Source organism: Roseomonas sp. WA12 (assembly GCF_054165765.1).
The window spans coordinates 753,788-776,548 of record NZ_CM135108.1 but is presented as its reverse complement, the minus strand read 5'-3'; the positions used below and the strand labels follow the sequence as shown (position 1 = coordinate 776,548).

Annotated in this window: 21 protein-coding genes; 12 read left to right on the top strand and 9 right to left on the bottom strand. The window is 61.9% G+C overall.

Going from position 1 to position 22,761, the window contains the following annotated elements:
* Positions 1-210 precede the first annotated feature (210 nt).
* Positions 211-1,263 (bottom strand): tyrosine-type recombinase/integrase, encoded by a 1,053-nt coding sequence (locus tag ACVBD7_RS03855; protein WP_458096183.1) that lies wholly within the window; start codon positions 1,261-1,263, stop codon positions 211-213.
* Between the two features lie 248 nt (positions 1,264-1,511).
* Between ACVBD7_RS03855 and ACVBD7_RS03850 the strand changes: the two genes are divergently transcribed.
* On the top strand, positions 1,512-1,688 hold the full coding sequence (locus tag ACVBD7_RS03850) for a hypothetical protein (RefSeq protein ID WP_458096182.1): 177 nt from the start codon (positions 1,512-1,514) through the stop codon (positions 1,686-1,688).
* Between the two features lie 5 nt (positions 1,689-1,693).
* On the opposite strand, the gene ACVBD7_RS03845 is transcribed toward ACVBD7_RS03850, so the two are convergent.
* Both ACVBD7_RS03845 and ACVBD7_RS03840 read right to left on the bottom strand, forming a co-directional pair.
* Positions 1,694-2,266 (bottom strand): hypothetical protein, encoded by a 573-nt coding sequence (locus ACVBD7_RS03845; protein WP_458096181.1) that lies wholly within the window; start codon positions 2,264-2,266, stop codon positions 1,694-1,696.
* A 250-nt stretch (positions 2,267-2,516) separates the two neighbouring features.
* Positions 2,517-3,143 carry a recombinase family protein gene (locus ACVBD7_RS03840; protein WP_458096180.1) on the bottom strand — a complete coding sequence of 209 codons (627 nt, stop codon included), beginning with the start codon at positions 3,141-3,143 and terminating at the stop codon, positions 2,517-2,519.
* Positions 3,144-3,677: 534 nt separating this feature from the next.
* On the opposite strand from ACVBD7_RS03840, the gene ACVBD7_RS03835 reads away from it, so the two are divergent.
* Positions 3,678-4,040: a hypothetical protein gene (locus ACVBD7_RS03835; protein WP_458096179.1), complete on the top strand. Its 363-nt coding sequence runs from the start codon at positions 3,678-3,680 to the stop codon at positions 4,038-4,040.
* A gap of 405 nt (positions 4,041-4,445) precedes the next feature.
* On the opposite strand, the gene ACVBD7_RS03830 is transcribed toward ACVBD7_RS03835, so the two are convergent.
* Positions 4,446-6,095 carry a primase-helicase family protein gene (locus tag ACVBD7_RS03830; RefSeq protein ID WP_458096178.1) on the bottom strand — a complete coding sequence of 550 codons (1,650 nt, stop codon included), beginning with the start codon at positions 6,093-6,095 and terminating at the stop codon, positions 4,446-4,448.
* A 202-nt stretch (positions 6,096-6,297) separates the two neighbouring features.
* Between ACVBD7_RS03830 and ACVBD7_RS03825 the strand changes: the two genes are divergently transcribed.
* The 5 genes from ACVBD7_RS03825 (at position 6,298) to ACVBD7_RS03805 (ending at position 10,891) form a co-directional block, all read left to right on the top strand.
* Positions 6,298-6,510, top strand: coding sequence for a hypothetical protein (locus ACVBD7_RS03825; RefSeq protein ID WP_458096177.1), 213 nt, complete (start codon positions 6,298-6,300; stop codon positions 6,508-6,510).
* Between the two features lie 152 nt (positions 6,511-6,662).
* Complete coding sequence (locus ACVBD7_RS03820) at positions 6,663-7,238, top strand: hypothetical protein (RefSeq protein WP_458096176.1); 576 nt, start codon at positions 6,663-6,665, stop codon at positions 7,236-7,238.
* Positions 7,239-7,240: 2 nt separating this feature from the next.
* Entirely contained in the window at positions 7,241-7,456 is a 216-nt protein-coding gene (locus ACVBD7_RS03815) for a hypothetical protein (RefSeq protein WP_458096175.1), read from the top strand.
* 687 nt (positions 7,457-8,143) lie between these two features.
* Complete coding sequence (locus ACVBD7_RS03810) at positions 8,144-8,581, top strand: HNH endonuclease (protein ID WP_458096174.1); 438 nt, start codon at positions 8,144-8,146, stop codon at positions 8,579-8,581.
* Positions 8,582-10,372: 1,791 nt separating this feature from the next.
* On the top strand, positions 10,373-10,891 hold the full coding sequence (locus tag ACVBD7_RS03805) for a hypothetical protein (RefSeq protein ID WP_458096173.1): 519 nt from the start codon (positions 10,373-10,375) through the stop codon (positions 10,889-10,891).
* Positions 10,892-10,928: 37 nt separating this feature from the next.
* Here the strand turns inward: ACVBD7_RS03805 and ACVBD7_RS03800 are convergent, their stop codons facing one another.
* The 3 genes from ACVBD7_RS03800 to ACVBD7_RS03790 form a co-directional block, all read right to left on the bottom strand.
* Positions 10,929-12,299: an ATP-binding protein gene (locus tag ACVBD7_RS03800; RefSeq protein ID WP_458096172.1), complete on the bottom strand. Its 1,371-nt coding sequence runs from the start codon at positions 12,297-12,299 to the stop codon at positions 10,929-10,931.
* A 14-nt stretch (positions 12,300-12,313) separates the two neighbouring features.
* Positions 12,314-12,652 (bottom strand): H-NS histone family protein, encoded by a 339-nt coding sequence (locus ACVBD7_RS03795; protein WP_458096171.1) that lies wholly within the window; start codon positions 12,650-12,652, stop codon positions 12,314-12,316.
* Positions 12,653-13,005: 353 nt separating this feature from the next.
* Positions 13,006-13,371, bottom strand: coding sequence for a hypothetical protein (locus ACVBD7_RS03790; protein WP_458096170.1), 366 nt, complete (start codon positions 13,369-13,371; stop codon positions 13,006-13,008).
* Between the two features lie 290 nt (positions 13,372-13,661).
* On the opposite strand from ACVBD7_RS03790, the gene ACVBD7_RS03785 reads away from it, so the two are divergent.
* Complete coding sequence (locus tag ACVBD7_RS03785) at positions 13,662-13,922, top strand: hypothetical protein (protein ID WP_458096169.1); 261 nt, start codon at positions 13,662-13,664, stop codon at positions 13,920-13,922.
* Positions 13,923-14,670: 748 nt separating this feature from the next.
* Here the strand turns inward: ACVBD7_RS03785 and ACVBD7_RS03780 are convergent.
* Positions 14,671-14,913, bottom strand: coding sequence for a hypothetical protein (locus ACVBD7_RS03780; RefSeq protein WP_458096168.1), 243 nt, complete (start codon positions 14,911-14,913; stop codon positions 14,671-14,673).
* Positions 14,914-15,904: 991 nt separating this feature from the next.
* On the opposite strand from ACVBD7_RS03780, the gene ACVBD7_RS03775 reads away from it, so the two are divergent.
* From ACVBD7_RS03775 to ACVBD7_RS03760, 4 genes are all read left to right on the top strand, one after another.
* Positions 15,905-16,027, top strand: coding sequence for a hypothetical protein (locus ACVBD7_RS03775; RefSeq protein WP_458096167.1), 123 nt, complete (start codon positions 15,905-15,907; stop codon positions 16,025-16,027).
* 412 nt (positions 16,028-16,439) lie between these two features.
* Complete coding sequence (locus ACVBD7_RS03770) at positions 16,440-18,887, top strand: heavy metal translocating P-type ATPase (protein ID WP_458096166.1); 2,448 nt, start codon at positions 16,440-16,442, stop codon at positions 18,885-18,887.
* Positions 18,884-19,306: a Cu(I)-responsive transcriptional regulator gene (gene cueR, locus ACVBD7_RS03765; RefSeq protein WP_458096165.1), complete on the top strand. Its 423-nt coding sequence runs from the start codon at positions 18,884-18,886 to the stop codon at positions 19,304-19,306. Before ACVBD7_RS03770 ends, cueR begins: the two co-directional genes overlap by 4 nt.
* 83 nt (positions 19,307-19,389) lie before the next feature.
* On the top strand, positions 19,390-21,363 hold the full coding sequence (locus ACVBD7_RS03760) for a PAS domain S-box protein (RefSeq protein ID WP_458096164.1): 1,974 nt from the start codon (positions 19,390-19,392) through the stop codon (positions 21,361-21,363).
* Positions 21,364-21,414: 51 nt separating this feature from the next.
* Here the strand turns inward: ACVBD7_RS03760 and ACVBD7_RS03755 are convergent, their stop codons facing one another.
* A complete protein-coding gene (locus tag ACVBD7_RS03755) occupies positions 21,415-22,755 on the bottom strand; it encodes an NAD(P)/FAD-dependent oxidoreductase (protein ID WP_458096163.1) in 1,341 nt (446 codons plus the stop codon).
* Between the last annotated feature and the right edge of the window lie 6 nt (positions 22,756-22,761).

Genomic DNA, 22,761 nt, shown 5'->3' with positions numbered 1-22,761 from the left:
CTTCCCATGATGGGCCAGAATACACGATTTTTACTTCACTTATACTTTCACGCAACATGTAGTCTGGCCCACAAACCCAAGCATCAACTGCTTGATGCTCTTGCGGAATACTTGCCGATCAGGCGCCCTCGACGGGTAATTGGGCATAGATGGCAGTATTGGACAGTGAGTTTTTTCAGCCTGTTAGGCTGCTTGGCCTGTATTCACGCTTCAGAACGACACAGCGTTGGCGATGTCCTCAAGGTAGGCTGGCGAGTACTTCCCATAGACCCGTTCGATGATGTCCTTGGACGTGTTGGTGAAGGCCGCGATGCGCTCCAGCGGCGTGCCATTCATCACCATCCACGACACAGACGAATGCTTGAGGACATGGGGCGTAATGGGCTCGATGCCTGCGCGAGTGCAGGCCGAGATGAGGCCGCCCCTCGCCTCCTTGATCTGCTTTCCCTGGAATTCGACGACGTAGTCGGTCTTGGCGACCTTCTTCGCGGCCTTCAGGGCTTCGATGAGTCGGTCATTTCCGCTGATCGGCGTGGAACCGCGACGCTTGTTGCCGACATCGTCTCCGAAGTTGAGGGTCTCGTAGCCCTGCATGTGAAGGGTCACGTCGCTCCATTTCAGCGACAGGATCGCGGTCATGCGCTTCGCCGTGCTGAGGGCGATGAGGATGAACAGCTGAGCATGCGGAAGGGCGCTGTCCATGATCCGGTTCGCCTCCTCCTTCGTGATCCAGCGAGATCGGACGCCGCCTGAACTGAGTTCTATACGGAAGGTCGGTTCACGCTCGATGAGCTGTTCAGCAGCCGCCCAGTTCAACGCGGCGCGCAGCATCTTCAGATCCTTGTTGATCGTCGGATCGCTGATCGTTCGCCCCGGCTGCGGCTTGCCGTGTAGGACGACCGGGTCCTTGCGACGCTGGGCTGTGTAGCGATTGACGACCGTCTGCGTGACCTTGTCCGCGTAGAGGTCGCCTAGGTGTCGCCGGATTGGGTTGAAGAAGTACTTGAGAGGTGAGGCTACCAGCGGCTCCCGATAGGCCTGGAAGGCGTCGCAAACCTCCCGGATCGTGGGATGCTTGCTGGTGATCTTGGGGCGTCGGTACTCGTCCGCGAAGCGAGCGCGGAAGCCTTCGGCCTCCTTGGCGTTTTTCGTCCCAGTCGACTTCTTCTTAGCGGTTCCGTCCTCGGTGTAGCGGACGTCGTAGTAACCATCAGACCGCTTGGTGAGGCTGAAGTTAGGTGTCTGTAGTTTTGTGCGTGGCATCTCTCAAAGTTCGCTGTCGCTAGGGCGAGGTTGATCGAGCCGGATGCGGCTCAAAAAAACCTGAGAGGTCTGCCGACGGGTGACTGCCCTGCCCCCGAAGCGATGATGAAGCGCCTGCATGTCGACCCCTGCCCCGGTGCTGGACAGGCTTAAGGCATATGCCTTACGGGTCAATATCCCATATGTCTTACTGTGCGGCTTTGACGACTCCTCCCCTACCCATTAGCCCCCAGCTTATGGGGCGAAAGATGCTGTACGACGAGAAGATGGTCGCGCCGTTCCCAAAGGGGACGTTCGCGAACATGGACGCCGTCTTGAAGGATGGCGAAGCACGTACTGACCTCGTCCGAACGGCAGTCGAACGCGAAATCGAGCACCGCCGGTCCAGCAAGAAGCCGAAGGGCGCGGCTGACAAGGCCAAGTAGGGGCGCTAGATGCGCCCTGCCCTCACGTTGATCACGCGTGCCGTGCGGGTCGAGGTGTCGAACTCACAGGCGTAGGTGTGTCGCATCCAGGCGCCGAAGCCGTTCTGCATCTCGATTTCGTCTCCGATGTAGACGACTGTTCCGGCAGCTTGGTTGGCCCAGCGATAGTGAGAGAACTTCTCGATCCAGGCGGTCCACCGGTAGTCCCTGCTTGCGCTACTTTCCACCAGGGGGCGGCAGGCTGACGTCGCGGCGCCCATGTGCTTGCTGGCCCAGCACTGGAGGTCAGGGCGGCACGCGGCGTCCTGGCGGACCCTCTCGGCCTCGCGTGCCTTGGCTGCGTCGGCCTCCGCGATGGCGGCGAGGTAGCGGCGGTCAGCTTCCGCGACTGCGGCAGCCTGCTCTCGCTCGCCCCGCTTGCGATCCATCTCGGCCCGTTGCTCCGGGGGGATGTTACCCCCGACCAGAAACAGCCCGACGAGCGCTACAGGGATCATCAGGAGCTTGTAGCCACGCCCCTTCTTCGCGAGGAGAACCCCGAGGATGACGACGGTTATGACGAATATGGTAGCCGACACTTCGGAATCCCTGCGCTAGGCAGCTACAATCCATCGGAGGATGTAACGGGACAAGCGGGCGATGCCTTCCGCGATGAGGAATGGCGAAGTGTCCGGAAGACCGTTGTCCCTTGGATCATTGACGTCATCCCGCGCGACCCTGAGAGAGGGCCCGGCAGACCCCCAGCAAAAGGTCGAGCAGGTGTGGTATTACAGCAACATCAAGTGTGTCTTTTAGGAACACTTGGGATGATCAGGTCAGGTGGGTCGCTCACGCCTTATCCATATTATCACGGAGACGCTTCGCGACCGCCGCAATGGTCGTCCGGCTGCACTTGGTAGCCTCCATGATCTGCGACCACGACACGCCTTTGCCCAACATCGCCGCGATAGCCTTGTTGCGCTTCTCGTCCTCAGGGCGGCCCTTGTAGCGACCCTCGGCCTTTGCCTTGGCCTGACCTTCTGCCTGCCTACGCCGCCGGTCTGAGTAGTCCTTGCGTGCCACAGCGGCGAGCATGTCCAACATCATGGAGTTCAGCGCGGAGAACATGCGCGACGTGAACTCATCCCCCGGCGCCGCCATGGTCCAGCTGGTCGGAAGGTCCAGCGCGACAACGCGAATCTGACGGTCGCTGATCTGCCCCCGCAGCTTGATCCAATCGGCCTCAGACAGGCGGCTCAGACGGTCTACCTGTTCCGTCAGCAACAAATCTCCGGGGCGGCTATCGTTGAGCAGCCGCCACAGCTCGGGACGGTCCAGGCGCGCGCCAGACTCGTTCTCGATGTAGGTCCCTGCGACCTGAAGGCTCCTCTCCTCCGCAAAGGCTTCAAGGGCAGCACGCGCGCGAGTGGCGTCCTGATCGTCGGCCGAAGCTCTTAGATAGAGGCGGGTCAGCATGTCTCAGCCCATCGGTCTGTTTAAGATGGTCTGGATATAGGTGGTCTGTTTTGGTTGGTCAACACGAGTTATCAGACCAACTTTCGTGGCCCTTGTCGTGAGTCTGTCTGAGGTATACCCAAAACGTACCGACGAAAACCAATGCCAGACAACGCAGCGCTCCAGCCCATTAGGAGCCCGCGAAAGCATTGCGGGCGGCCTCAAGGGGAACGTGGAAGCGTTAGTTGGACTGCTTTGGGCAACGCTTCCTCAATGTCCTCACGCGCGCTGCCAATGGTTCAGAGGGGACCCAGGCCGGGTGGTAGGCGAGGCCCTAAGCACGGGACAGGTCATGGAGGGGGCGTATCCTACAGCCCTCGCGAGGAAGGCCTTGCGTCGCCCCTTGGGGCGTGATTCTCTCCCGGCAGCGACCCGCAGGGGGAGCTACCGGCCTCGCCCACGATCCTGTAGCGAAGGCCTCCCACTAAGGAACTTGAAACGGTCTCCAGCGATGTCGCGTGGAGATAACCGTTCTAACCTTGGGGGATTTTCCGCATGTCCATGACCATCACCGCTGCGACCGCCACGGTCGACCACCGCACCAAGCTCCACGACGCTGATGGACCGCTTTCGCAAGCTGCCCTCGACGAGTTGCTGGAGCTGATGCTGGTGGAGACCGGACGAGCTGCCTTCTATCAGTGGAAGACTGAGCGAGGACCGGCCTCAACGCCGTCCGCTGACGGTTCGCTAACCCATGACATCCGTCTCCGTATCACCTCAAAGCCCGCCCGCCTGGACCTCTCAGACGACGAGCTGGAGGAGCTGGTGGACGGTCCCGAGGTGCAACTCGCAAGGCTCGGAGAAGCGCTTATCGAGCTTGCGGAGGGGCGCGAGATCTTACGTGTCGAGCTGGGGTAAGGGGCTCGGAGCCTGGAACGCAAAAAGGGGAGCCGGTTGGCTCCCCTTCTTTGTTTTGGCGCACTTCCTTGCGCGGAGGAGGGGGAGGGGTAACAGCCTCCTCCTCACTTGTTACCCCGTCTGTTACCCTAAAATCCCTTGTTTTGTTGGCTTTTTCAAGAGAAGTAACAGGTAACAAAGGTAACAAGTAAATTAGATGATTCTGGGAACCCCTCCCTCTCCTCCGCGCAAGAAGGCGCCAGCCACGCAACTCGGAAAAGGATTTGTTACCCTGCTACTTTGTTACCAGCCCAGCAAACGCTGGGGTTTTTGGCAGTTTCCGCGCTTTCTGGCTGTTACCCTGACCTTGTTACCTGTTACCGGCAGAGCGCGGAGGAGGCCATTACGCCCCCTCCGACCTCCATCCTACAGCAACTCCTCCAGATCGATCTTCAGCCGATCCGCAACCATCACTCGCAGCGCGTCCAGTGGCAGGATCTTGTACCGTCTCTCGTTGACACCATCGATCTTCTTTTGCTTCGGTTCTAGGAACAGCGTGTCCCGTAGGCCCCTCCTGAATTTGGTCCGGTTCGCTGAGTAGTTCGCCTTGCGGTCTAGGATATAGCTCTCGAACCGATGGTACACCTTCTCGTCGAACTCCGAGGCCATGACCCATTCCGCTTCAGCGCCCTCGCCTTGCGGAAAGATGTCCCTGTTTCCTTCGCGCAGGAGATCGATGAAGAAAGTTTGAACCAGATCGAAGCTGTGCAGGCGCTGCTCCTGAAGCTCCCAGGTGTCAGGCGGGTTCCGAAGTAGTCCGATGTCGATTGGCCACGTCATCAGCTCCTGAACCCAGGCGGCTCGTCCTCCATTGTTCATCTCATCGATGATCGCCTGGAAGTACGCCCTGTCACCCTTATGGTCGGGGCACACATCCGTGACGAACCAGCGCCGTGCATCCGCGCTCGCAGGCACTACCCATGTCTCGTTGCTGCACATCAGAATACGAGTGAAGTTCGGCATGTTGATCGTATCGATGCCCTTCATTTCGATAGGCAGCGTCTCGCTTGTAACCATATTCTTCAGCACTCCCCCGCTCTTAGATCCTGCGAACAGTGCTTCTTCGCATTGGAGGAAAAGTGCCGTACTCAGATGTGCGTTGAAGTTCCCTAGGACATGGTGCTCGGAGCTGGCCTCCATTCTGTAGCGAGGGCCCACGATCTTCGCGAACTCCACACCCACCATGCTCTTTCCGACACCCTCCAGGCCTCTGAAGACCATCGCACTGCCGGGCTTGTGACCTGGGTTCCGCAGGATGTCCGCGAACCACATCATGACGAAGTTGAAGCGGTCCTCATCCCCCTGACACACGTTATCGAAGAGGTGTTCGCGGAACCGGGGGTATCCAGGGTAGGAGGGCTGCGGCAGATCGAAGCCCTGGAAGAGGTTATACGTCACTGGAGGAACGAACGGGGTGTGGTCCTCGGTCGGCGGCGCGAACGTCACGCCTTCAGTGTAGTTCAGCCTCTTGGGGAACTTGAACCAGAGTTCTGCCAGGGTAAGTTCCGCCCTCGTCGGGATACCGTCCTGATTGTGAATCGGGAAGGCGAAGTTGCCATACATTTTGAAGTGGGTATCGAGCGGTGTGGCAACAAACTTCTCTGCCATTAGATCGATAACACGGGGGCGGCCACCTATGTTGGCCAGCGCATAACGATCTGTTGTTTGCATCAGCATGCGGGTGATGTGTTCTAGGTTCTGTAGGCCCTTTTCCCCGTTGCCAGTGCCTAACTTCTTAACTACATAGTCCCATGTCCAGCTGAACTTATGCGCCTGGTCAGAGTCGTCCCAGAAATGGTTATTTAGCCTCTCTTCTCGGCGCTTCGGCTTAACGGCAGAAGGAATGGCTTTCGCGGGTGTACCTGTGGCCTTCTCAGTCTCAGGCGCTTCCGCCTCCGCTGTCTCACCCGCTTCCGCCTTCGCCCCCTCTGGCACCTCCTGAGCATCGGCCTGCGGTTCCGTCTGAGCCTCCACAGCAGGGGAGGCGGTAGCTTGATCACTCGCCGTTATCGTCACGGCGTCTTCTATATTTTTCATTTTTGCTAAGGCAGTCTAAGTAGCTTGGTCGCGGGCGATCCAATCCGCCGCGCGTAAGGGTGCAACTGGTCTAGGCACCGGAGACAGTAGTTTAACAGTTTCTCCTGTTATACGCTAGTATACGGGAGTATATTGCGGGTCTCCAAAAAAGGGCGTATAATAGGCACATCTTGGAGACACTATGAACTCGAATTCCCCTATCCCAGATCAGATCTACTCTGACATCGTCTCGGGCGATGCCGTCAACCTCAAGCAGGCTGCGGTTATTCTCGGCCTCAATTACCAGTTGGCGCGCAAGCGCATCTATCGTGACGGCTTGCCCGTCTACAAGATTCGCAAAGTCTGCTTCGTCCGCGTCTGTGATCTTTTTAACCCGCGTCTGCGGATTTCCTGAGTCTAGCCCAAAAAGAAAGGGCGACATGTTTCCATGTCACCCTTCTCGCACCGTTTGACCAGTTACTACTTGCTGCCTTAGCGAGTTCCACTATTATACAGGGTGGGCTGCTGCGGAGCAACTGAAGATACTCCAGTATACTCGTGAAAAAAATGAATATGAACTCTATTGAACTTCGCGAAACCCTCGCACGTATCGAGGCCCAAATCTCCGAGGCAGGAGACCGCCTCAACGCCGCTGAAGCCGCCTATTCCGCCGAGTTCCGCGCGGGCATTTCCCACGGCGATAGCTCTCCTCCGCCGGTTCCCCCTGAGCTGAACGCAGCTCGGGATCACCTCTCTCGCCTAGGTCAGATGCGAAGCGAGGCCCGCTCACTGCTCGCCGCCGCTGAAAAGCAGGAGAAGCTGGAGGCGGATGACGCCGCCCGTGAGAAGATCTGCGCCAAGGCTATCGAGCTTCAGACCGCTTCCCGGCTAGCCGATGAAGCTACCGCCGCGCTGATCGGCCACCTTCGCGCCATGTCCCGGCTGAGCCGCGAGGTGGGCGACGTCCTCACGTACGAAATGAAGAGAGAGGCGCCTCTGTTCGCCCCCGCCACCCACGCGACCAGCAAGCTCGCCCGCTTCGTCGAGAACGCCACCAAGCCTGACGCCCCAGCCCTGGAGGCAGCCGCTGAACAGGCCGTGTCCAAGTTCATCATCGAAGCCACTCGCGCGGCTGGAGGCTGAACATGACCGAGAACACCGCCCCCACGGTTCGCCGTATCATCGAAGAAACCTACGACGCTGACGGGTTCAAGGGCCAGGGAATGCGCCGTGTCCGCGAACCTGCCCCGGAAACTCCCGAGACCCCAGAGCCGCCGAAGATGGTTACGATGCCTCAGGAGTCCTTCGACCTATTCCTGAAGTTCCTTCTTCCCTCGGAGACCCCCACCAGTGCGCGGTGATTTCAGTCTCCCGGACCTCGACGGGGCGGCACCTACCCGTGCCCTCCCCTCCCCTCGCCCTACAACGCTTCCTCAGCCACCCGACAGGGCTGAGGAGGCCCCGCCCGTCGAGATCGTCGACAGCCCGCCCGTAAGGCCGCTCAGCGCCATTGAGGAGCTGAAGGCCCGCCTTCTCCCCCGCCCCGTCCCCAAGAACGTAGACGGTGGCCGCCTGTGACCGCCGAACAGCTGCGCCAAGCAGAGTACGACCTCAAGACGGCGCGGATCGGTCTTCATTCCGTTGCCTCTCTTCTCGCGGATCTCGCAACCGCACTCACTGAGATGCTGAAGGCTGAGGCCAAAGCAAAGACCCTATCGCGGCGCCGTAACCCGAAGAGCGCCGCTAAACGGCAGCTGAGCTGAGACTTCTGCGCCCCATCTGCAAAGCCAGGGATGCCGTACAGATACCCCGCCTTCCAGCGGGGTTTTTGTTTGCGGGCTTCAGAGCTGCCGAGGAGGTTCGGTGCGGGCGTGTCGGAAGGACTGGCTTCTAGGCTACGCGGCACATCGCGTGGCTCTCCTGGCCATTTCAATCGCGGATTTCCCACAGCCTTGATACCGCCAGTGCCCAACTGGTACGCCATGGGTCACAAAGTTGAATAGTAGAGAGAAGACATGCGGCGTTGCCCGGAGTGCAGAGAAGTCTTCTTGGATGAACTGATCGGCTCATCAGGGTACTGCCGCCCATGCAACAGGACGCGCTCAAAGCGTCATCGCGAGGCCAACAAGCAATCTCTTGCGGCGAAAGATAGGGTGCGGTCCGTTCTTCAAGAAGGGATAACATTTTCCAGCGACGATAAGGTAATATTTTGGAAGCGTCAGTACGGCATGTGTTTTTGTTGCTTAACCCCCATTGCTCAAGCAGAGATTGCTCAAGCCCAAGTTGATCACCTGACGCCTATTGCAAAAGGTGGAACAAACTCGACTGAAAACCTAGCGCTGGCTCACAGGGCCTGCAACTTGGAGAAGCACAATAAGACGCTCCAAGAACACTGGAAGTGGCGCTTCTCGCAAGGCAAGGATACGCTGGAGATCACGAAGCACCGGTTTGACGATGCAATGGAAGCAGCAAAATGGCGTCGTTGAATTTTTCAACTCGGGTCAACAAAAGAATGCCGAATTCTTGTCGGACATCTGTGTAATTTCTAAAGCCATGTGCCTACCTCCGATCTTCAGCGATGAAAGGCGACGGCCTTTGGGAAAGTTCAGGTCAATTTGTGTGGTGGCTATGATCGCTGTGGTGCTGTCGGTTGCTGCAGCCCCAGCAATTCCAAGTCGAGCGGCTCCAAATGTCACGCAGTCTGTTGCTAGTCGTCTTCTGCAAACCATCAACGACTTCAACACCAGTCCATTTTCCTATCAGCGGCGTGTTGGACCTTATGCTCCAATTGGTCGCCTGGAAGTGCCAATGACCGCCGCCGACCCCCGAAACCCGGTTGGAAAGGCGGGTACTAGCTACGCCACGGCTTTTTTGATATCGCCCTGTTACATTTATACAGCGCGGCACAATGTGTTCGGAGGTCTTATGTCACCGAGCGCAGCGGACGGACACAGCGTTAAGTTTTCGGCAGGCCAAGGTCCGGGGCAAAGCTTTAGGTATAATCGCGTAAACGCGACGCCTGTAGTGTGGAGCCGCTTGAGAGACGACGAAGGCCGTGACATCGAAGGGGCAGGGCAGTCGTCCGATTTTGAGATGACCGTGATGAGGCTGGAGCGGTGTGTTGGGGAGGATCCAGAAATCGGATGGGCTCAACTCAGGCCAGGTGAAACGAACGTGCCTGGCGGATCCGAAGAAAGGAACGATTTACAAATTGCAGGTTATCCTGCGGAGCGAGATCTGAATCAGCTTTCTGTGGCTGGAAACTGTGGTGCAAAAGGCGAAACCAGAGACGGGAAAGGGCGTGGTGAGGTCCGTTTGGGCGGATTTTATCACAATTGCTCAGCGCGCAAAGGCATGTCTGGAGCTCCGATTTTTTTCGTTGTCGCTGGGGTTCCGCGTGTTGTTGGCGCCCATAATGAAGAACACCGCAGGATTAATGAGCCGGGTCCAGTGCTCGTTCGCCCTGAATATTCTCTTGAGTACGCAAATGTGGCAAATCCCATGGCTAGCCAATCCGAGGAAATCTGGGACCTGACCCGAGCCGACATATGCAGGTTCGGGCGGCCTAACCCTCTAGATCAAAGTTCCGGGTCACGTCGAAGCCTAGAGCGGTGCCCGTCACCGGTTGCTCAGAGGCAGTGAGGGCACCTGGGGCTGGGTGTAACGGCTGGAGCGGCACGACGCCCCATCAGCCTTACAAGTTGCTAGGTGACGTCGCTCGGCAACGCTGTGTCTCCCTGGGGTCCGATTTGCTGTCTAAGTGCGCTTGGTAGGTGTCCACCCGCCCATGATGTCCCGGAGCAACTTGTTTTCAGCCCACTCCGCCAATGAGCGGAATGCGTTCAGCTGACCAATGGCGGCTAAGCGGACGATATAGCCACACCCGAGACGGGCGCGATCTGCATGCTCGACACCATGTGCGCCAGGCTAGGTCGTGGAGGGTGGCCCCAGGACGCGAGGGCACTAGCTCGCACAAGAGGCGGTATCGCCCTCGGGCACACTTGCCCTGCCAGCACTCCACATGCAGTTGCCAGCCCTCACACCAGTTAGCCGCTGGACTAGCCATGATGAGGCTATGGCGCCGGAAGCGGCTCATGTTGTGGGCCATGGGACTGCGTGGCTAAGACTTTGTTCCCGATTCGTTCTATGGGTCGGGCACTGATAAGCTCAGCAGGGCGCAGCTTCCACCTCTTTAGCCCAGCGATTCCACTCTTTGCATTCCATCGCAAGTTGGCGTGGTTTAGATGCCGTCCATCAGTGAAAGTCGGGAGCCCACCATGGACGAGTCCATTGCAAATCGCTCGAACGAACCGATCGACGCAGACGATCTCAAGCGGATCCGTGATACTGCCCTTAAAGAATTGACGACGGTCTTTGCTAGGGCCGAGGTTGCTGGCCTTTACTCAAATCGTATGATGCTACTTGTTTTATGTCAGGGCAGCGGTAAGCATTTCCTAGACCCTGCGTACGGCTTAAAAGATATCGATGTTTGGGCCTTCTTTGAAGCTGGCCCAGAGAAGCCATTCCCACACCGATCGATTTGGAACGCTGATTTCGGCCCATCGAAATTTGGTCGACATCCCGAAGACGTTGGGTACTCGGGACGACGTATGGATATTCAGGGGAGATCAATTCTTAGGCACGCAAACGGCTCCGCTGAGGATTCTCTGCAAGCATGGCTTAGGGGCGGAACGACCAGCGCAACACACATTGCAAAACGCCCGGTCATTGGCCTCGCTCCAGCGCCTTACCTTGCGCGTGTTCTCTGGCTTCCACCCTCCTCAGCAACGATCTAACATTTCGCGCTGTCGCTTGCTGCTATCCGCTCTGAAATTACGTGGGCTCCGAGGACGACTTGAACAGCACGCTGAAACGCTTGAAAGCACCATCCCAATTGGTGTTCAAAAGCCTCTCAAAAAGGTCCAGTTGTTGGATTGTAACTGCTTTCTCCTTCCGCCAGCGAACATAGAACAGGAATGCAGGTTCGATGATGTAAAGGATCTCCTCGCTGGGCTGCCATTCAAGAAGTGCGAAGCCTCGACGTTCCTGGAACTTTTTGAGAGCGCCAAGTGTTGAATTCACCGAGGCAAACGGAGGCACCTCGGAATTTTCGAGTCCGAGTTTGCTGAGGCGCTCGTCAATTTCAGACCGTCTAATTGAGAACTTTATCGGATCGAGTGTGAAACACAGAAGTACAAGCTCGTAGGTGCGGTACTTTCTTGTTTTTTCACGCGGCCCACGAATGAGCGTGTTGTAATAAGACTCAAATTGCGTATATTTCAACTTAGCGACGGAATGCAGCGAATCGCTCACGAGCTTGGTAGTCGTTTCAAAGGAAAGTCGTTTGCTGTCGGTGCTGAATTCTACATCTCGTGAACTGAATATCTGAAGGCAGGCTTGCTGAACGACAATTGGGAGACCAACCGCTTCGGTTGCGATCATCGATTTCTGCTTCGGCCCGATCTTAACGCCGAGATGAACAAATCCCTGAAAAACGATCTTTTCCAGATCAGGTTGCGACCAATGAGCAACGTCGATCTGCGCGATTCGCCCAACAAGATCCCTGTTGCTGTTGGCGATATCAACAGCACGGTGCGTCGTGCCGAGAACGAGTACTGACACTTCAGAGTCTATAAACCGCTTCCACTGCTGGAAGAGAAGTACCTTCTCCTTATCTTCAAGATAGTGAAAGTCCTCAATTACGAGAACATATTTCGTTGCTTTGAGTATCGGAAGCAGCAAATCCGGACCAGGTTCAGACAGAACACGCTTCTTAACCTCGGCTTCGGACCAGTCTTTACCAACAGTTCCTTTGATCCTTCCCGCCGCTTCGGCAAGCCACTTCCATCCAAGCCTACCGCCGATCTCAACCTCTCCGGCGGCCTTCGCCACTGTAGACGATGTACGCGACTCTACACGCTCGAAGTCGACTGCCTCTAGGGCCTGCTGCCAAATGGTGCTGCATGTCTTGGCCCGATCACATTGAACGATTAGCGGCAACTCGTCTCGACTTGCGAGTACTTCTCGGTACAGCGTCGTCTTGCCGGTCTTTGACGGTCCGGTAACGAGGCATAGCTGACCACTCTCGTTAAGGGCCGACCGCAGAAGCTTTTCGAGTTTTCCGCTATCACGCTGCACATAGGTGACAGTAGGCTGCCCAATCGTCTTGAAAACCTCAGAAACTCGTTCGGCGCGTGATGTCATTGGCCAGCTTCCGATCAGGCCAAAAAGTCCTCTTTGTCCCTGCCTCTTCCGACTGCCTCGCTGAGCCATTTGGGCATCCGTCCACGCCCCGACCACGTCTCGCCGGTCTCGTTGCGATACTTCGCAGCCACTGGCGCGCCCTTGTCGCTGCGGGACTTACGAACGTTGGTGCGCGCCGAGGTGATAAGGTCGCTGAGATCGAGGCCGAGTTGACGCGCCTTTGCTGTCATCTCCTCCACCAGCTGGGAGCGGGCCTCGCCCCTTTTGTTATTCAGGGCGGCCTTCGCCTCCTCGATCAGCTGCGTGAGTTCCGGGACAGTGAGCTTGTCCAGGTTGATGTCGGGCTTGGCCATGGTGGCTCCGGTACTAGGTAGCAGGGTCTTCATACCTCAAGTCTTCCGTGACGACGAGGGTTTGGTGAATGGCTCCAAGCGTAACCAGAAACGCGCCTCACGGTTTGCATTTTCGACCGTACTCGTAACCCTGGGGATGGCCACAACGTAGTCGCAGCTCGCGTACACTCAAGTTTTGGTAGAAGCGTTGGAGGGTTGTGACCCTGGGTAGGCGAGGTTTCGACGGAATGGGTATGACGTTAAGTTTCAGATTTTGAAACTTAGCTTTCGTCGCTGTGCTGGCGGCGCCCAAGGGAGGTGTTTTAGCGTAACGTTGCAAAAACCCGCCTCACGGCAGGCTCTTTGGTTCACCACTATTCGCAGCCGAACAGCGCCGAAAGGATGACATGATAGTTGTCGTCATGATCCATCGCCAGGTCCATGAGAACGGAGCGGAAGGTCCTCATTTCCTCCGTAGTAGCATAGTCGTACTTTGTGAGCTTAAGAAGTTGTGGATGCTTCGGGAGGTTCAGCGGAATACGGCCACTTGAGGCGGCGGCCCTGATTATACCCCTCCCGATACCGTTCACTAGCGGTACACGTTGCAGCTCTGCAGTGTACACCAGGCCTGACCGCGTCTTGATGTCAGTGAGAGGCTCGGGACACAGAACTGGGAAGGCAGCATTCGCGACATCACGGACAGTGAAGACGCGCCTGTTAGCCGCTTCGATGAAGGGCATGCAGCGTTCAGAAGTCGAATTCATTATAGTAGTCCTTTGTTTAATGAGGCGAGTTCGAATCGGCGCCTCAAAAAACGTCGCTGAGATCTCGGCCTCTCCTGCGAAGTGGAGTAAGTGCCAGAAGTCTCTCACGCGCTGACGCATGTCCGAATGCGTCCTCAACAAGGGAGAGGTATTCGGAGGCCCCACAAGGATGGCCTGGGGAGCATCTCAGGTAATTCAAAAGGCCGCGACTGTGGGCAGCTCCAATAAAGTACTTTTGGCCCGCGCAGACTGGGCCTGAGGCGATCATGCCGCTGACCCGCATGAGCGACGGCGCCCTTGGCGTCGAGGCTTTCGGCAACGTGAGCAACGACAACGGCGAGGTTGCTGCCGAGGTTCGGGCTCTCCGCTCGGAGATCTCCATGCTCCGCAAGGAGCGCCGCGAGGACGCCAAGCGTGCTGAGCAGCAGCGCGACGCCCAGACCAACGCTGCGGTCGAGACGGTCAAAGGCGTTGAGGCCCTTCGCATGGGGCAGAAGGTGGAGGGAATGCGGCGGAAGGCGGCCTAAGGGCCTCTTTCTCGCGTAATCCACGCGGATAACCGCATAAACCATGCGGGTATTCCTCGCGCGAGCTGAGCCATTTTCCGACGGATCTCATCGGTAATTCAGCGGGCAGATCCCCGGCAAAGGACAAGAAACCTCTGCGCCAAGCGCAGGACCAATGCCGCAAAAGGCGGACAATCTGTTGGCAAAAGATGGGGAGGAGGTTACCCTCCTCCCCGCTAGAGTACGCCTTGGCTACCTGGGGCCGTCCCTGCCGCACCGCGATGGATCAGATCGCAGCAGCTTGGGCGGCCTCTTCGTTTAACACCGTCACGCGCTGTAGCCGCTTAACCGCGCCCGGCCCGCACTTTTTTCTTACGCATCGATACCTCCGACCTACCTTCCCGGCATACGCCGACCGAAAGAATTCGTCCCTGCAAGATGTGTCGAGACATCGAACATCGTGCAGAAACCTCTGAATTCCCCCGGACCGGCGGATGCCTCTGGGAGGCAGTCCGAGCAAGATATCGCGCGGCGTTCGGAAAACGAACCCCACATGTAGTCGGTTGCCGTGGCGTTCCGGGCACGGACAGATATGACACACCTGCCAAATGACCGACGACTTGCGTGATATCAGCGAGTCGTCGGCTACAACTCCCTGTTTCAACTAACTGAAACATCTCCGTGAGGCAGAACCCTGACGACGTTTATCGGAGGAGCCAGGACAGGCCCCTGGTGCAGGGGATGAGCCTCTGTATCGTCAGTCTGCCTCTTAGGTCTCCGAGACGCTCAGGATGTGTCGAGCTTGGAAGCGGATAAGCTGCCCGCAGGCGAGGCCGTGCAGGTCGGTGCATACGAGGTTGTTGTTCACCTCGCCTTCGAACTCGGCCCCGACCTTCACGCAGTCCCCCACCTTTACGCGGGCGATGTCTTCGGCGGATGGGGCCTGGAACGAGGCCGGAAACTGGCACTGCCGCTCAGCGGCGTCGACGAGTGTGTAGTTCAGTATGTTCATGTGTTGGCGCCCTCCTTATTGGCAGCAAAAACCCGCCACAGGGGCGGGTCTTTGGGTCAGGGTCCCATGGAGGGCGCCCCTACTGTCAGAAGATCTGACAGTAGGCCGCTCCGCCACGACCGGCGCCGCTATTCTCCCTGGCGGGGATATCAGACCAGCTCGCCACGACCGGCGCCGCTACTGTCTACGCCGCCGACAGTGGATCAGCTCGCCGTCTTGCAGCCGCTACAAGACGCGCCGCCCCCTGCACCTCGCGCCCTGATATCCAAGCCTTGGATATCACCGCCCCGCCCGTCCTCCGAGACCATAACCCATTATGGTCAGGGACCCGATGCCACCCGCCTCGCCGTTGTATAAGCCGTACACATCGGACCCACCGCCACCGCGAGCCACATAACGTCGGAGCGACGCGGAGAGGCGGTCAGGCGGCGCCGCTGACAGGGGGGGCAGCGGCGCCGTTCTTGATAGACCCTCGGCCGTGGGGGAACGGCTGAGGCCTGCCAGTGGCGCCGAAGACGACGCTTATGCGACAAATCTCACGGCTTGGGACGCACGTCAATGGGCGCAGCCGTTATTGGACAGGCCTTGCCCAGTAGATCCCCGCACTCACGCGGCGGGGGCGTACCTCTCGGCCATAAAGTACTTTAGTTGCGTCGAGCATCAGGGCTCCCTCTCTGTGTTTCCTCTATAAGGGAGAAGTATTCCCAAAGAGCTGGAACCGGGCCTGGGGACGCTTCCTCCCTATAAGGGAGCGATAAGATTGGCCCTCCTCCCATCTCGTCAGGACGTCGCCCAGGGGCCTCCTCCGTGCCACCCGCTAGGGTGGTGACCTGAAGGGTCTTTAGGGCGCGCTAGGGCTGCGGGGTGGCAAAGCGATCACCCGGTAGTACGCTGCGGCGCGCCATATGCGCTGGACCCACAAGTGTTCGACAGATACCGAAGGCCCGACCGGTCCTCTACGAAGGCGGCGGATGAACGAAAGAGCGCTGTCATGAAGACGGCGCAACAGACGCGGGAGCGGATCGAGGAAAGCCGCCTGCTTCTGGAGGCCAACGAAGCGCCGCCGACAATCGCGGACATGTTCGTGCCGCTCAAGAAGCCCGAAGGCACCTAGTACCTTCGGCCTGTCTCATGAGGGCCGGGAGCGGCGAAACCAGGCCCTCAGCTCCCGCACCCCCGGCGTGAGTTGTGCCCGCCTGTCAGCCGCCCCTGGGGCCGGGCACCTAAAGTACTTTACCCCCAGGCCTGCCTGCCTCGCTGCCTCTCTATAAGGAAGCGATAAGATCGGGCCTCTCGTGACCCCTGCTCTCTATAAGGGAGCGATAAGATCTGAACCCCCTGGCGCCCCCTCTCCTGCGAGGGAGCGATAGCTCCAGGGCCCGAGTACTGTGCCACTTCTGTTCCCCCAATACGGGCATTTGCGGGCAGGCAGCGGGCGGAAGGCGCATAAAAACAACGCCCCGCCCGCCCCTTGACCTTCCCATGATGGGAACCCCCATCTGCACGGGCAGCGAAGGATCCCGCCAATGCCCGTTGCCGCCCCCTCCCGCCCCGTCACCCTGCCCGTCGAGGGAATGCATTGCGCCGGCTGCGTCGGGCGGGTGGAGCGGGCGCTCGCCTCCTTGCCTGGAGTGTCCACGGCCAGCGTGAACCTCGCCACACGTCGCGCGACGGTGGAGGGCGAGGCTCTGGATCGCGCCGCGCTACGCGCCGCCATTGCCGCCGCCGGCTTTACTTCCCCCGAGGAGACGAGCGAAATCGGGGTGGAGGGGATGAGCTGCGCCGCCTGCGCCGGGCGTGTGGAGCGGGCGCTGGCCACCCTGCCCGGGGCGGAAGCCGCGGCGGTGAACCTGGCGACCCGGCGGGCTAGCATCCGCCATTCCCCGGGTGCGGTGGACCGTGCGGCGCTGGAATCCGCGATCCGGGCGGCCGGGTACGAGCCCGCACCGGCGGTCGAGGCGCATCTCCACGAACACGCCGCCGATCTCCCCACCCGCCAGACCGACCCGGCCGAAGCCGGCGAGGAAGCCGGGCTGCGGCGCGACACGATCCTTGCCCTCGTGCTGGCGGCACCGCTGTTCCTGATCGAGATGGGCGGGCATCTGTTCCCCGCCTTTCACCATGTCATCAGCGGCACGGGCTGGAACCTGGTGCAGTTCGCCCTCGCCTCTTCCGTGCTGTTCGGCCCGGGCCTGCGCTTTCACCGCACGGGCTGGCCTGCCTTGTTCCGCGGCGGGCCGGAGATGAACAGCCTCGTCGCGCTCGGCACCTTGGCGGCCTGGGGCTATTCGGCGGTTGTCACCCTGGCGCCGTCGCTGCTGCCTGAGACGCAGCGGCATGCTTATTTCGAAGCGGCCGCGGTGATCGTGGCGCTCGTTCTGCTCGGGCGCTGGCTGGAGGCGCGCTCGCGCGGGCGTGCCTCGGCCGCGATCCGCCGCCTGCTGGACCTGCAGCCGCCCACCGCGCGTGTGGAACGCGATGGCGCCGAGATGGAGATCTCAGCAGCCGATCTGCGCCAAGGCGACGTCCTGCGTGTCCGCCCCGGCGAGCGCATTCCGACCGACGCGCTGGTGCTGGAAGGCGAGAGCCATCTGGACGAGTCCATGGTCACGGGCGAGTCCCTTCCCGTCCGGCGCGCGCCCGGCGATGCGGTGGTGGGCGGCACGGTGAACGGGGCGGGCGCGCTGCGCCTTCGCGCCACCGCCGTGGGCTCGGCCACCGTGCTCGCCCGCATCACACGGCTAGTGGAGGAGGCTCAGGGGGGCAAGCTGCCGATCCAGGCCTTGGCCGATCGCGTCACGCGCTGGTTCGTACCCGCCGTGATCGCGGTGGCGGCGCTGACCTTCCTGGGCTGGATGCTGCTGGCCGGCGGGTTGGCCGATGCGCTGGTGGCGGCGGTGTCCGTGCTGATCATCGCCTGCCCCTGCGCCATGGGGCTGGCAACTCCGGTCGCCGTGATGGTCGGCACCGGGCGTGGGGCAGAACTGGGCGTGCTGTTCCGGCGCGGGGCGGGCCTGCAGGCGCTGCGCGACGTGACGGTCGTCGCGCTCGACAAAACCGGCACGCTGACAGAGGGCCGCCCGGCGCTGACCGACCTCATTCCCGCTGCCGGTTTCAACGAGGCGACGCTTCTGCCCCTGATCGCGGGCGCCGAATCCAGCAGCGAGCACCCTGTCGCCGAGGCCATTCGCTCGGCCGCCAAGGCGCGTGGGCTGCAGGTTCTGCCCGTGACGGCCTTCCAGGCCATCCCCGGCATGGGGCTGCGCGCCGGGGTGGACGGGCACCGCGTGGAGATGGGGGCGGACCGGTTCATGGCCTCGCTCGGCCTCGATGTCTCGCCTTTCGCCGCCGACGCAGAACGGCTGGGCGAGGCTGGCCGCACGCCGATCTATACAGCGGTGGACGGGCAGCTCGCCGCCATCCTGGCGGTGGCAGACCCGGTGCGGCCCATGACGGCCCCTGCCCTTTCCGCCCTGCGCGGCATGGGGCTGCGCCTGGCCATGGTCAGCGGCGACAACCGCCGCACCGCCGAGGCCATCGCCCGCCCGCTCGGCATCGGGGTTGTGGAAGCGGAGGTGCTGCCGGAGGGCAAGGTGGAGGCCGTTCGGCGCCTGCGCGGCGCGGGCAGGCTCGCCTTCGTCGGTGACGGCATCAACGACGCCCCGGCGCTGACCGCGGCCGATGTGGGCATCGCGATCGGAACCGGGACCGATGTGGCGATCGAGAGCGCCGACGTGGTGCTGATGTCGGGCGACCCGCGTGGCATTGCCACCGCGATCGGGCTCAGCCGCGCAACGCTCGCGAATATACGCCAGAACCTCCTCTGGGCCTTCGCGTACAACGTAGTGCTGATCCCCGTCGCGGTGGCGGGGCTGCTCTCGCCGGTGATGGCCGCGGCGGCGATGGGCCTGTCCAGCGTGTTCGTGGTCGGCAATGCGCTGCGCCTGCGGCGGTTCCGTGGGGCGACAGCATGAGGATCGGGGAGGCCGCCGCCGCGTCCGGCGTCTCGGCCAAGATGATCCGGCACTATGAGGCGGTCGGGTTGCTGCCGGCTGCCAGCCGGCGGGATTCCGGCTATCGCGACTACGGAGATACTGATTTGCATGCGCTACGCTTCATCCGGCGCGCGCGCGATCTCGGCTTCTCGCTGGCCGAGATTGCCGGGCTGCTGGCGCTCTGGGGCGACCGGGGCCGGGCGAGCGCAGAGGTGAAGCGCCTGGCGATGGCCCATGTGGCGGCGCTGGAGGCCAAGGCTCGGAACCTCTCGGCCATGGCCTCAACGCTGCGGCACCTGGCCACGCATTGCCACGGGGATGCGCGGCCCGACTGTCCCATCCTGGACGAGCTGGCCGGCGAGGCGCCGGGCCATGGTGGCTGTAACATACCTGTGTGACACGGCCGTGCTTGAGGCGGTCCCTAAAGGATGCTGTGAGACCCACTTGGCCCGCGCCACGCCGGGCTCTATCCGGTGGTGAGATGAACGGATCCAAGGCTCCGCCTGCCGTCAACGCGTATGAGATGCTCGTCCAGGGCGTGGTGGACTACGCCATCTACATGCTGGACCCGGACGGGCGGGTGGTGAGCTGGAACCCGGGCGCGCAGCGGATCAAAGGCTTCGTGCCCGGCGAGATCATCGGCCAGCATTTCTCCCGCTTCTATGTCGAGGAGGATCGCGAGACCGGCCTGCCCTGGCGGGCGTTGCAGATCGCACGGGAGACCGGCCGCTTCTCCGCCGAGGGCTGGCGCCTCCGCAAGGATGGCACGCGCTTCTGGGCCATGGTGGTGATCGACGCCATTCACCGCGACGGCGAGCTGGTGGGCTACGCCAAGATCACCCGCGACATGACGGAGCAGCGCGCCGCCCAGCTTGCCGCCATTGAAAGCGAGCGGCGCTTCCGGCTGCTGGTCGAAGGGGTGGTGGACTACGCCATCTACATGCTCAGCCCCGAGGGGCGAGTGACGAACTGGAATGCCGGCGCTGAGCGCATCAAGGGCTATGCCGCGGGCGAGATCCTGGGCGAGCACTTCTCGCGCTTCTACACGCCCGAGGACGTGGCGACCCGCCTGCCCTGGCGCGCGCTTGAGACCGCGTTGCGCGAGCGCCGCTACGAGGCCGAGGGCTGGCGCCTGCGACGCGACGGCACGCGCTTCTGGGCCAATGTCGTGATCGATGCGATCCACGACGAGGCCGGCGAGCTGGTCGGCTTCGCCAAGGTCACGCGGGACCTGACGGAGCGGCGCGAGGCGCAGCTGCAGCTCGAGGCCTCGCGCGAGCAGCTGTTCCAGGCGCAGAAGATGGAGGCACTCGGCCATCTCACCGGCGGCTTGGCGCATGACTTCAACAACCTGCTGACCGGGATGATCGGCAGCCTGGAGCTGCTGAAGGCCCGCGTCGCCCAGGGCCGGATCGGCGAACTCGACCGCTATGTCAGCGCCGCCCAGGGCGCGGCCACCCGCGCGGCCGCGCTGACCCATCGGCTGCTCGCCTTCGCCCGGCGCCAAACGCTCGACCCGCGGCCGACCGATGCGAACCGGCTGGTCCAGGGCATGGAGGAGCTGATCCGGCGCACCGTCGGCCCCGGGATTCGGCTGGAGACGGCGCTCGACCCCGCTCTCTCGGGCATCCTCTGCGATCCAAACCAGCTCGAGAACGCGATCCTCAACCTGTGCATCAACGCGCGGGACGCGATGCCCGATGGCGGCACGCTGCGGATCGGCACGGCCAATGTTCGGCATGATGGCGGCCCCGCCCAGGACCACGGGCTGCCTGCCGGCCCCTATGTCTCGATCAACATCGCCGACACCGGGGTCGGTATGCCGCCCGAGGTGGCGGAACGCGCCTTCGACCCGTTCTTCACCACCAAGCCTCTCGGCCAGGGCACGGGGCTGGGCCTTTCCATGGTGTACGGCTTCGCCAAGCAGTCGGGCGGCCAGGTGCGCATCCAGTCCAAGCCCGGGCTCGGCACCGCTATCCGCGTCGACCTGCCCCGCCACCTGGGCACCGCCGAGGACGAGGAGGACCGGGCCGAGCATGCGGCGCCGGCCAGGGCCGAAGCCGGGCAGACGGTGCTTGTGGTCGATGACGAGGCCACGGTTCGGATGCTGGTGACCGAGGTGCTGCAGGAGCGCGGCTACGACGCAATCGAGGCGGCCGACGGCCCGTCCGGCCTGCGCGTGCTGCAATCGGACGTGCGGATCGACCTGCTGGTCACGGATGTCGGCCTACCCGGCGGGATGAACGGCCGGCAGATGGCCGATGCAGGACGCCTGGTCCGGCCGGGGCTGAGGGTGCTGTTCATCACCGGTTACGCCGAGGGCGCGGTGGTGGGAAACGGCCAGCTGGAGCCGGGCATGCACGTGATGACCAAGCCTTTCGCCATGGAGGCCCTGGCCAACCGTCTCCAAGCCATCATTACCGATCCGGTCGGGCCAGGGCCCGCCCGAAGCTAAGCTGCCAGGGCGGCCCCATTGCCGCCCCGGATCAAGCGCGCCGGAGCGGGGCTAGATCATTCCCGGCTTGCGGATCGGCGAGCCATCCACCAGCCGTTCCAGCCGAAAGGGCGTGGGGTCCACGATCGGCGTTGTGCCGAGGATGAGGTTCGCCGCCAACCGCCCCGCGCCGGGCCCGATGCCGAAGCCGTGGCCGCTGAAGCCGGTGGAGAGGAACAGGCCCGGCATCGCGGCGATGGGCGCGATGACCGGCACGGCATCCGGCGTGGAGTCGATCCAGCCGCCCCAGGTGGCCGCGGCTTTCGTGCCGGCCAAAGCAGGCCAGGACTTCGCCAGCTCCTCCAGCCCCGGCCCCTCCACCCCGCGGGCCGGAGCGGGGTCGAGCACGCGCATGTCCTCGGCCTCGAAGGGCGCCGGGCAGTCGAAAGACCACTTGCCAGCGAAGGCGTCCGGGCCGCGGAGGAAGGAAGAGCCGACGCCGAAGGAGACACTGTTCCAGCGGCTGGTCAGGGTGGGCCAGAACTTGCGGGCGTGGCGGATACCACCGGGCGTCACCTCGATCCGGCCGCGGTTCTTCGCGGCCACGATGTAGCCACCGTTGGAGCGGCGGCTGATGGTGATGTCGGGCGTGTAGATGCCGCCCTTCGTCACCTCCGGCGCGGGCTGGGTGAGGAAGACGGTGGAGCGGATGCTTGTCTGCGGCAGGTCCACTCCGTGGCGTCGCAGGAACATGGAGGACCAGGCGCCGCCGGCGAGCAGGACCTGTTCGGCCCGCACCCGCCCGCGTTCCGTGATCACGCCGCTGATGCTGCCGGCGGTGATGTCCAGCCCGCGCACGGCGCAGCGCTGGTGGATGGTGGCCCCGAGCCGGCGGGCGGCCTCGGCCAGGGCGGGGACGGCCTTGAAAGGCTCGGCCATGCCGTCATTCGGGGAGGCGACGCCGCCGATCCAGGCGCCGTCATTGCCCGGGGTGGCCGCGCGCGCCTCGGCCGCGGTGAGCATGCGGCTGTGGACTTGGTACTGCCTGGCCATGTCCACCCAGGCCTGCCAACGCGCCATGTCGGCCTCGCCGCGGGCGACATAGACCAGCCCGTCCCGGCGGAAGCCGAAATCGCCTCCCGTCTCGGCCGCCAGTCCGGCCCAGATCTCCAGGCTGCGCTGCATCAGCGGGATCTCGTGCTCGTCCCGGTTCTGCACGCGGCACCAGCCCCAGTTGCGGCTGGACTGCTCCCCCGCGATGGCGCCTTTCTCGATGATGGCGACGGACTTCCCCGCCTTCGCCAGGAAATACGCCGCCGTCACGCCCGCCACACCGCCGCCGATGACGGCGACATCCACCTGGGCGGGCAGGTCCGGATCGTCCTGCACGCGAGTGATGGGCGGCATGGCCATGGGCGT

Bases quoted from the DNA above. Each gene is read 5' to 3' on its own strand.
- ACVBD7_RS03795 (WP_458096171.1), bottom strand. From the start codon at position 12,652: ATGGCCAAGCCCGACATCAACCTGGACAAGCTCACTGTCCCGGAACTC.
- ACVBD7_RS03805 (WP_458096173.1), top strand. From the start codon at position 10,373: ATGGACGAGTCCATTGCAAATCGCTCGAACGAACCGATCGACGCAGAC.
- ACVBD7_RS03775 (WP_458096167.1), top strand. From the start codon at position 15,905: ATGAAGACGGCGCAACAGACGCGGGAGCGGATCGAGGAAAGCCGCCTG.
- ACVBD7_RS03780 (WP_458096168.1), bottom strand. From the start codon at position 14,913: ATGAACATACTGAACTACACACTCGTCGACGCCGCTGAGCGGCAGTGC.
- ACVBD7_RS03850 (WP_458096182.1), top strand. From the start codon at position 1,512: ATGCTGTACGACGAGAAGATGGTCGCGCCGTTCCCAAAGGGGACGTTC.
- ACVBD7_RS03855 (WP_458096183.1), bottom strand. From the start codon at position 1,263: ATGCCACGCACAAAACTACAGACACCTAACTTCAGCCTCACCAAGCGG.
- ACVBD7_RS03800 (WP_458096172.1), bottom strand. From the start codon at position 12,299: ATGACATCACGCGCCGAACGAGTTTCTGAGGTTTTCAAGACGATTGGG.
- ACVBD7_RS03825 (WP_458096177.1), top strand. From the start codon at position 6,298: ATGAACTCGAATTCCCCTATCCCAGATCAGATCTACTCTGACATCGTC.
- cueR (WP_458096165.1), top strand. From the start codon at position 18,884: ATGAGGATCGGGGAGGCCGCCGCCGCGTCCGGCGTCTCGGCCAAGATG.
- ACVBD7_RS03835 (WP_458096179.1), top strand. From the start codon at position 3,678: ATGTCCATGACCATCACCGCTGCGACCGCCACGGTCGACCACCGCACC.
- ACVBD7_RS03770 (WP_458096166.1), top strand. From the start codon at position 16,440: ATGCCCGTTGCCGCCCCCTCCCGCCCCGTCACCCTGCCCGTCGAGGGA.
- ACVBD7_RS03785 (WP_458096169.1), top strand. From the start codon at position 13,662: ATGCCGCTGACCCGCATGAGCGACGGCGCCCTTGGCGTCGAGGCTTTC.
- ACVBD7_RS03790 (WP_458096170.1), bottom strand. From the start codon at position 13,371: ATGCCCTTCATCGAAGCGGCTAACAGGCGCGTCTTCACTGTCCGTGAT.
- ACVBD7_RS03760 (WP_458096164.1), top strand. From the start codon at position 19,390: ATGAACGGATCCAAGGCTCCGCCTGCCGTCAACGCGTATGAGATGCTC.
- ACVBD7_RS03840 (WP_458096180.1), bottom strand. From the start codon at position 3,143: ATGCTGACCCGCCTCTATCTAAGAGCTTCGGCCGACGATCAGGACGCC.
- ACVBD7_RS03755 (WP_458096163.1), bottom strand. From the start codon at position 22,755: ATGGCCATGCCGCCCATCACTCGCGTGCAGGACGATCCGGACCTGCCC.
- ACVBD7_RS03820 (WP_458096176.1), top strand. From the start codon at position 6,663: ATGAATATGAACTCTATTGAACTTCGCGAAACCCTCGCACGTATCGAG.
- ACVBD7_RS03815 (WP_458096175.1), top strand. From the start codon at position 7,241: ATGACCGAGAACACCGCCCCCACGGTTCGCCGTATCATCGAAGAAACC.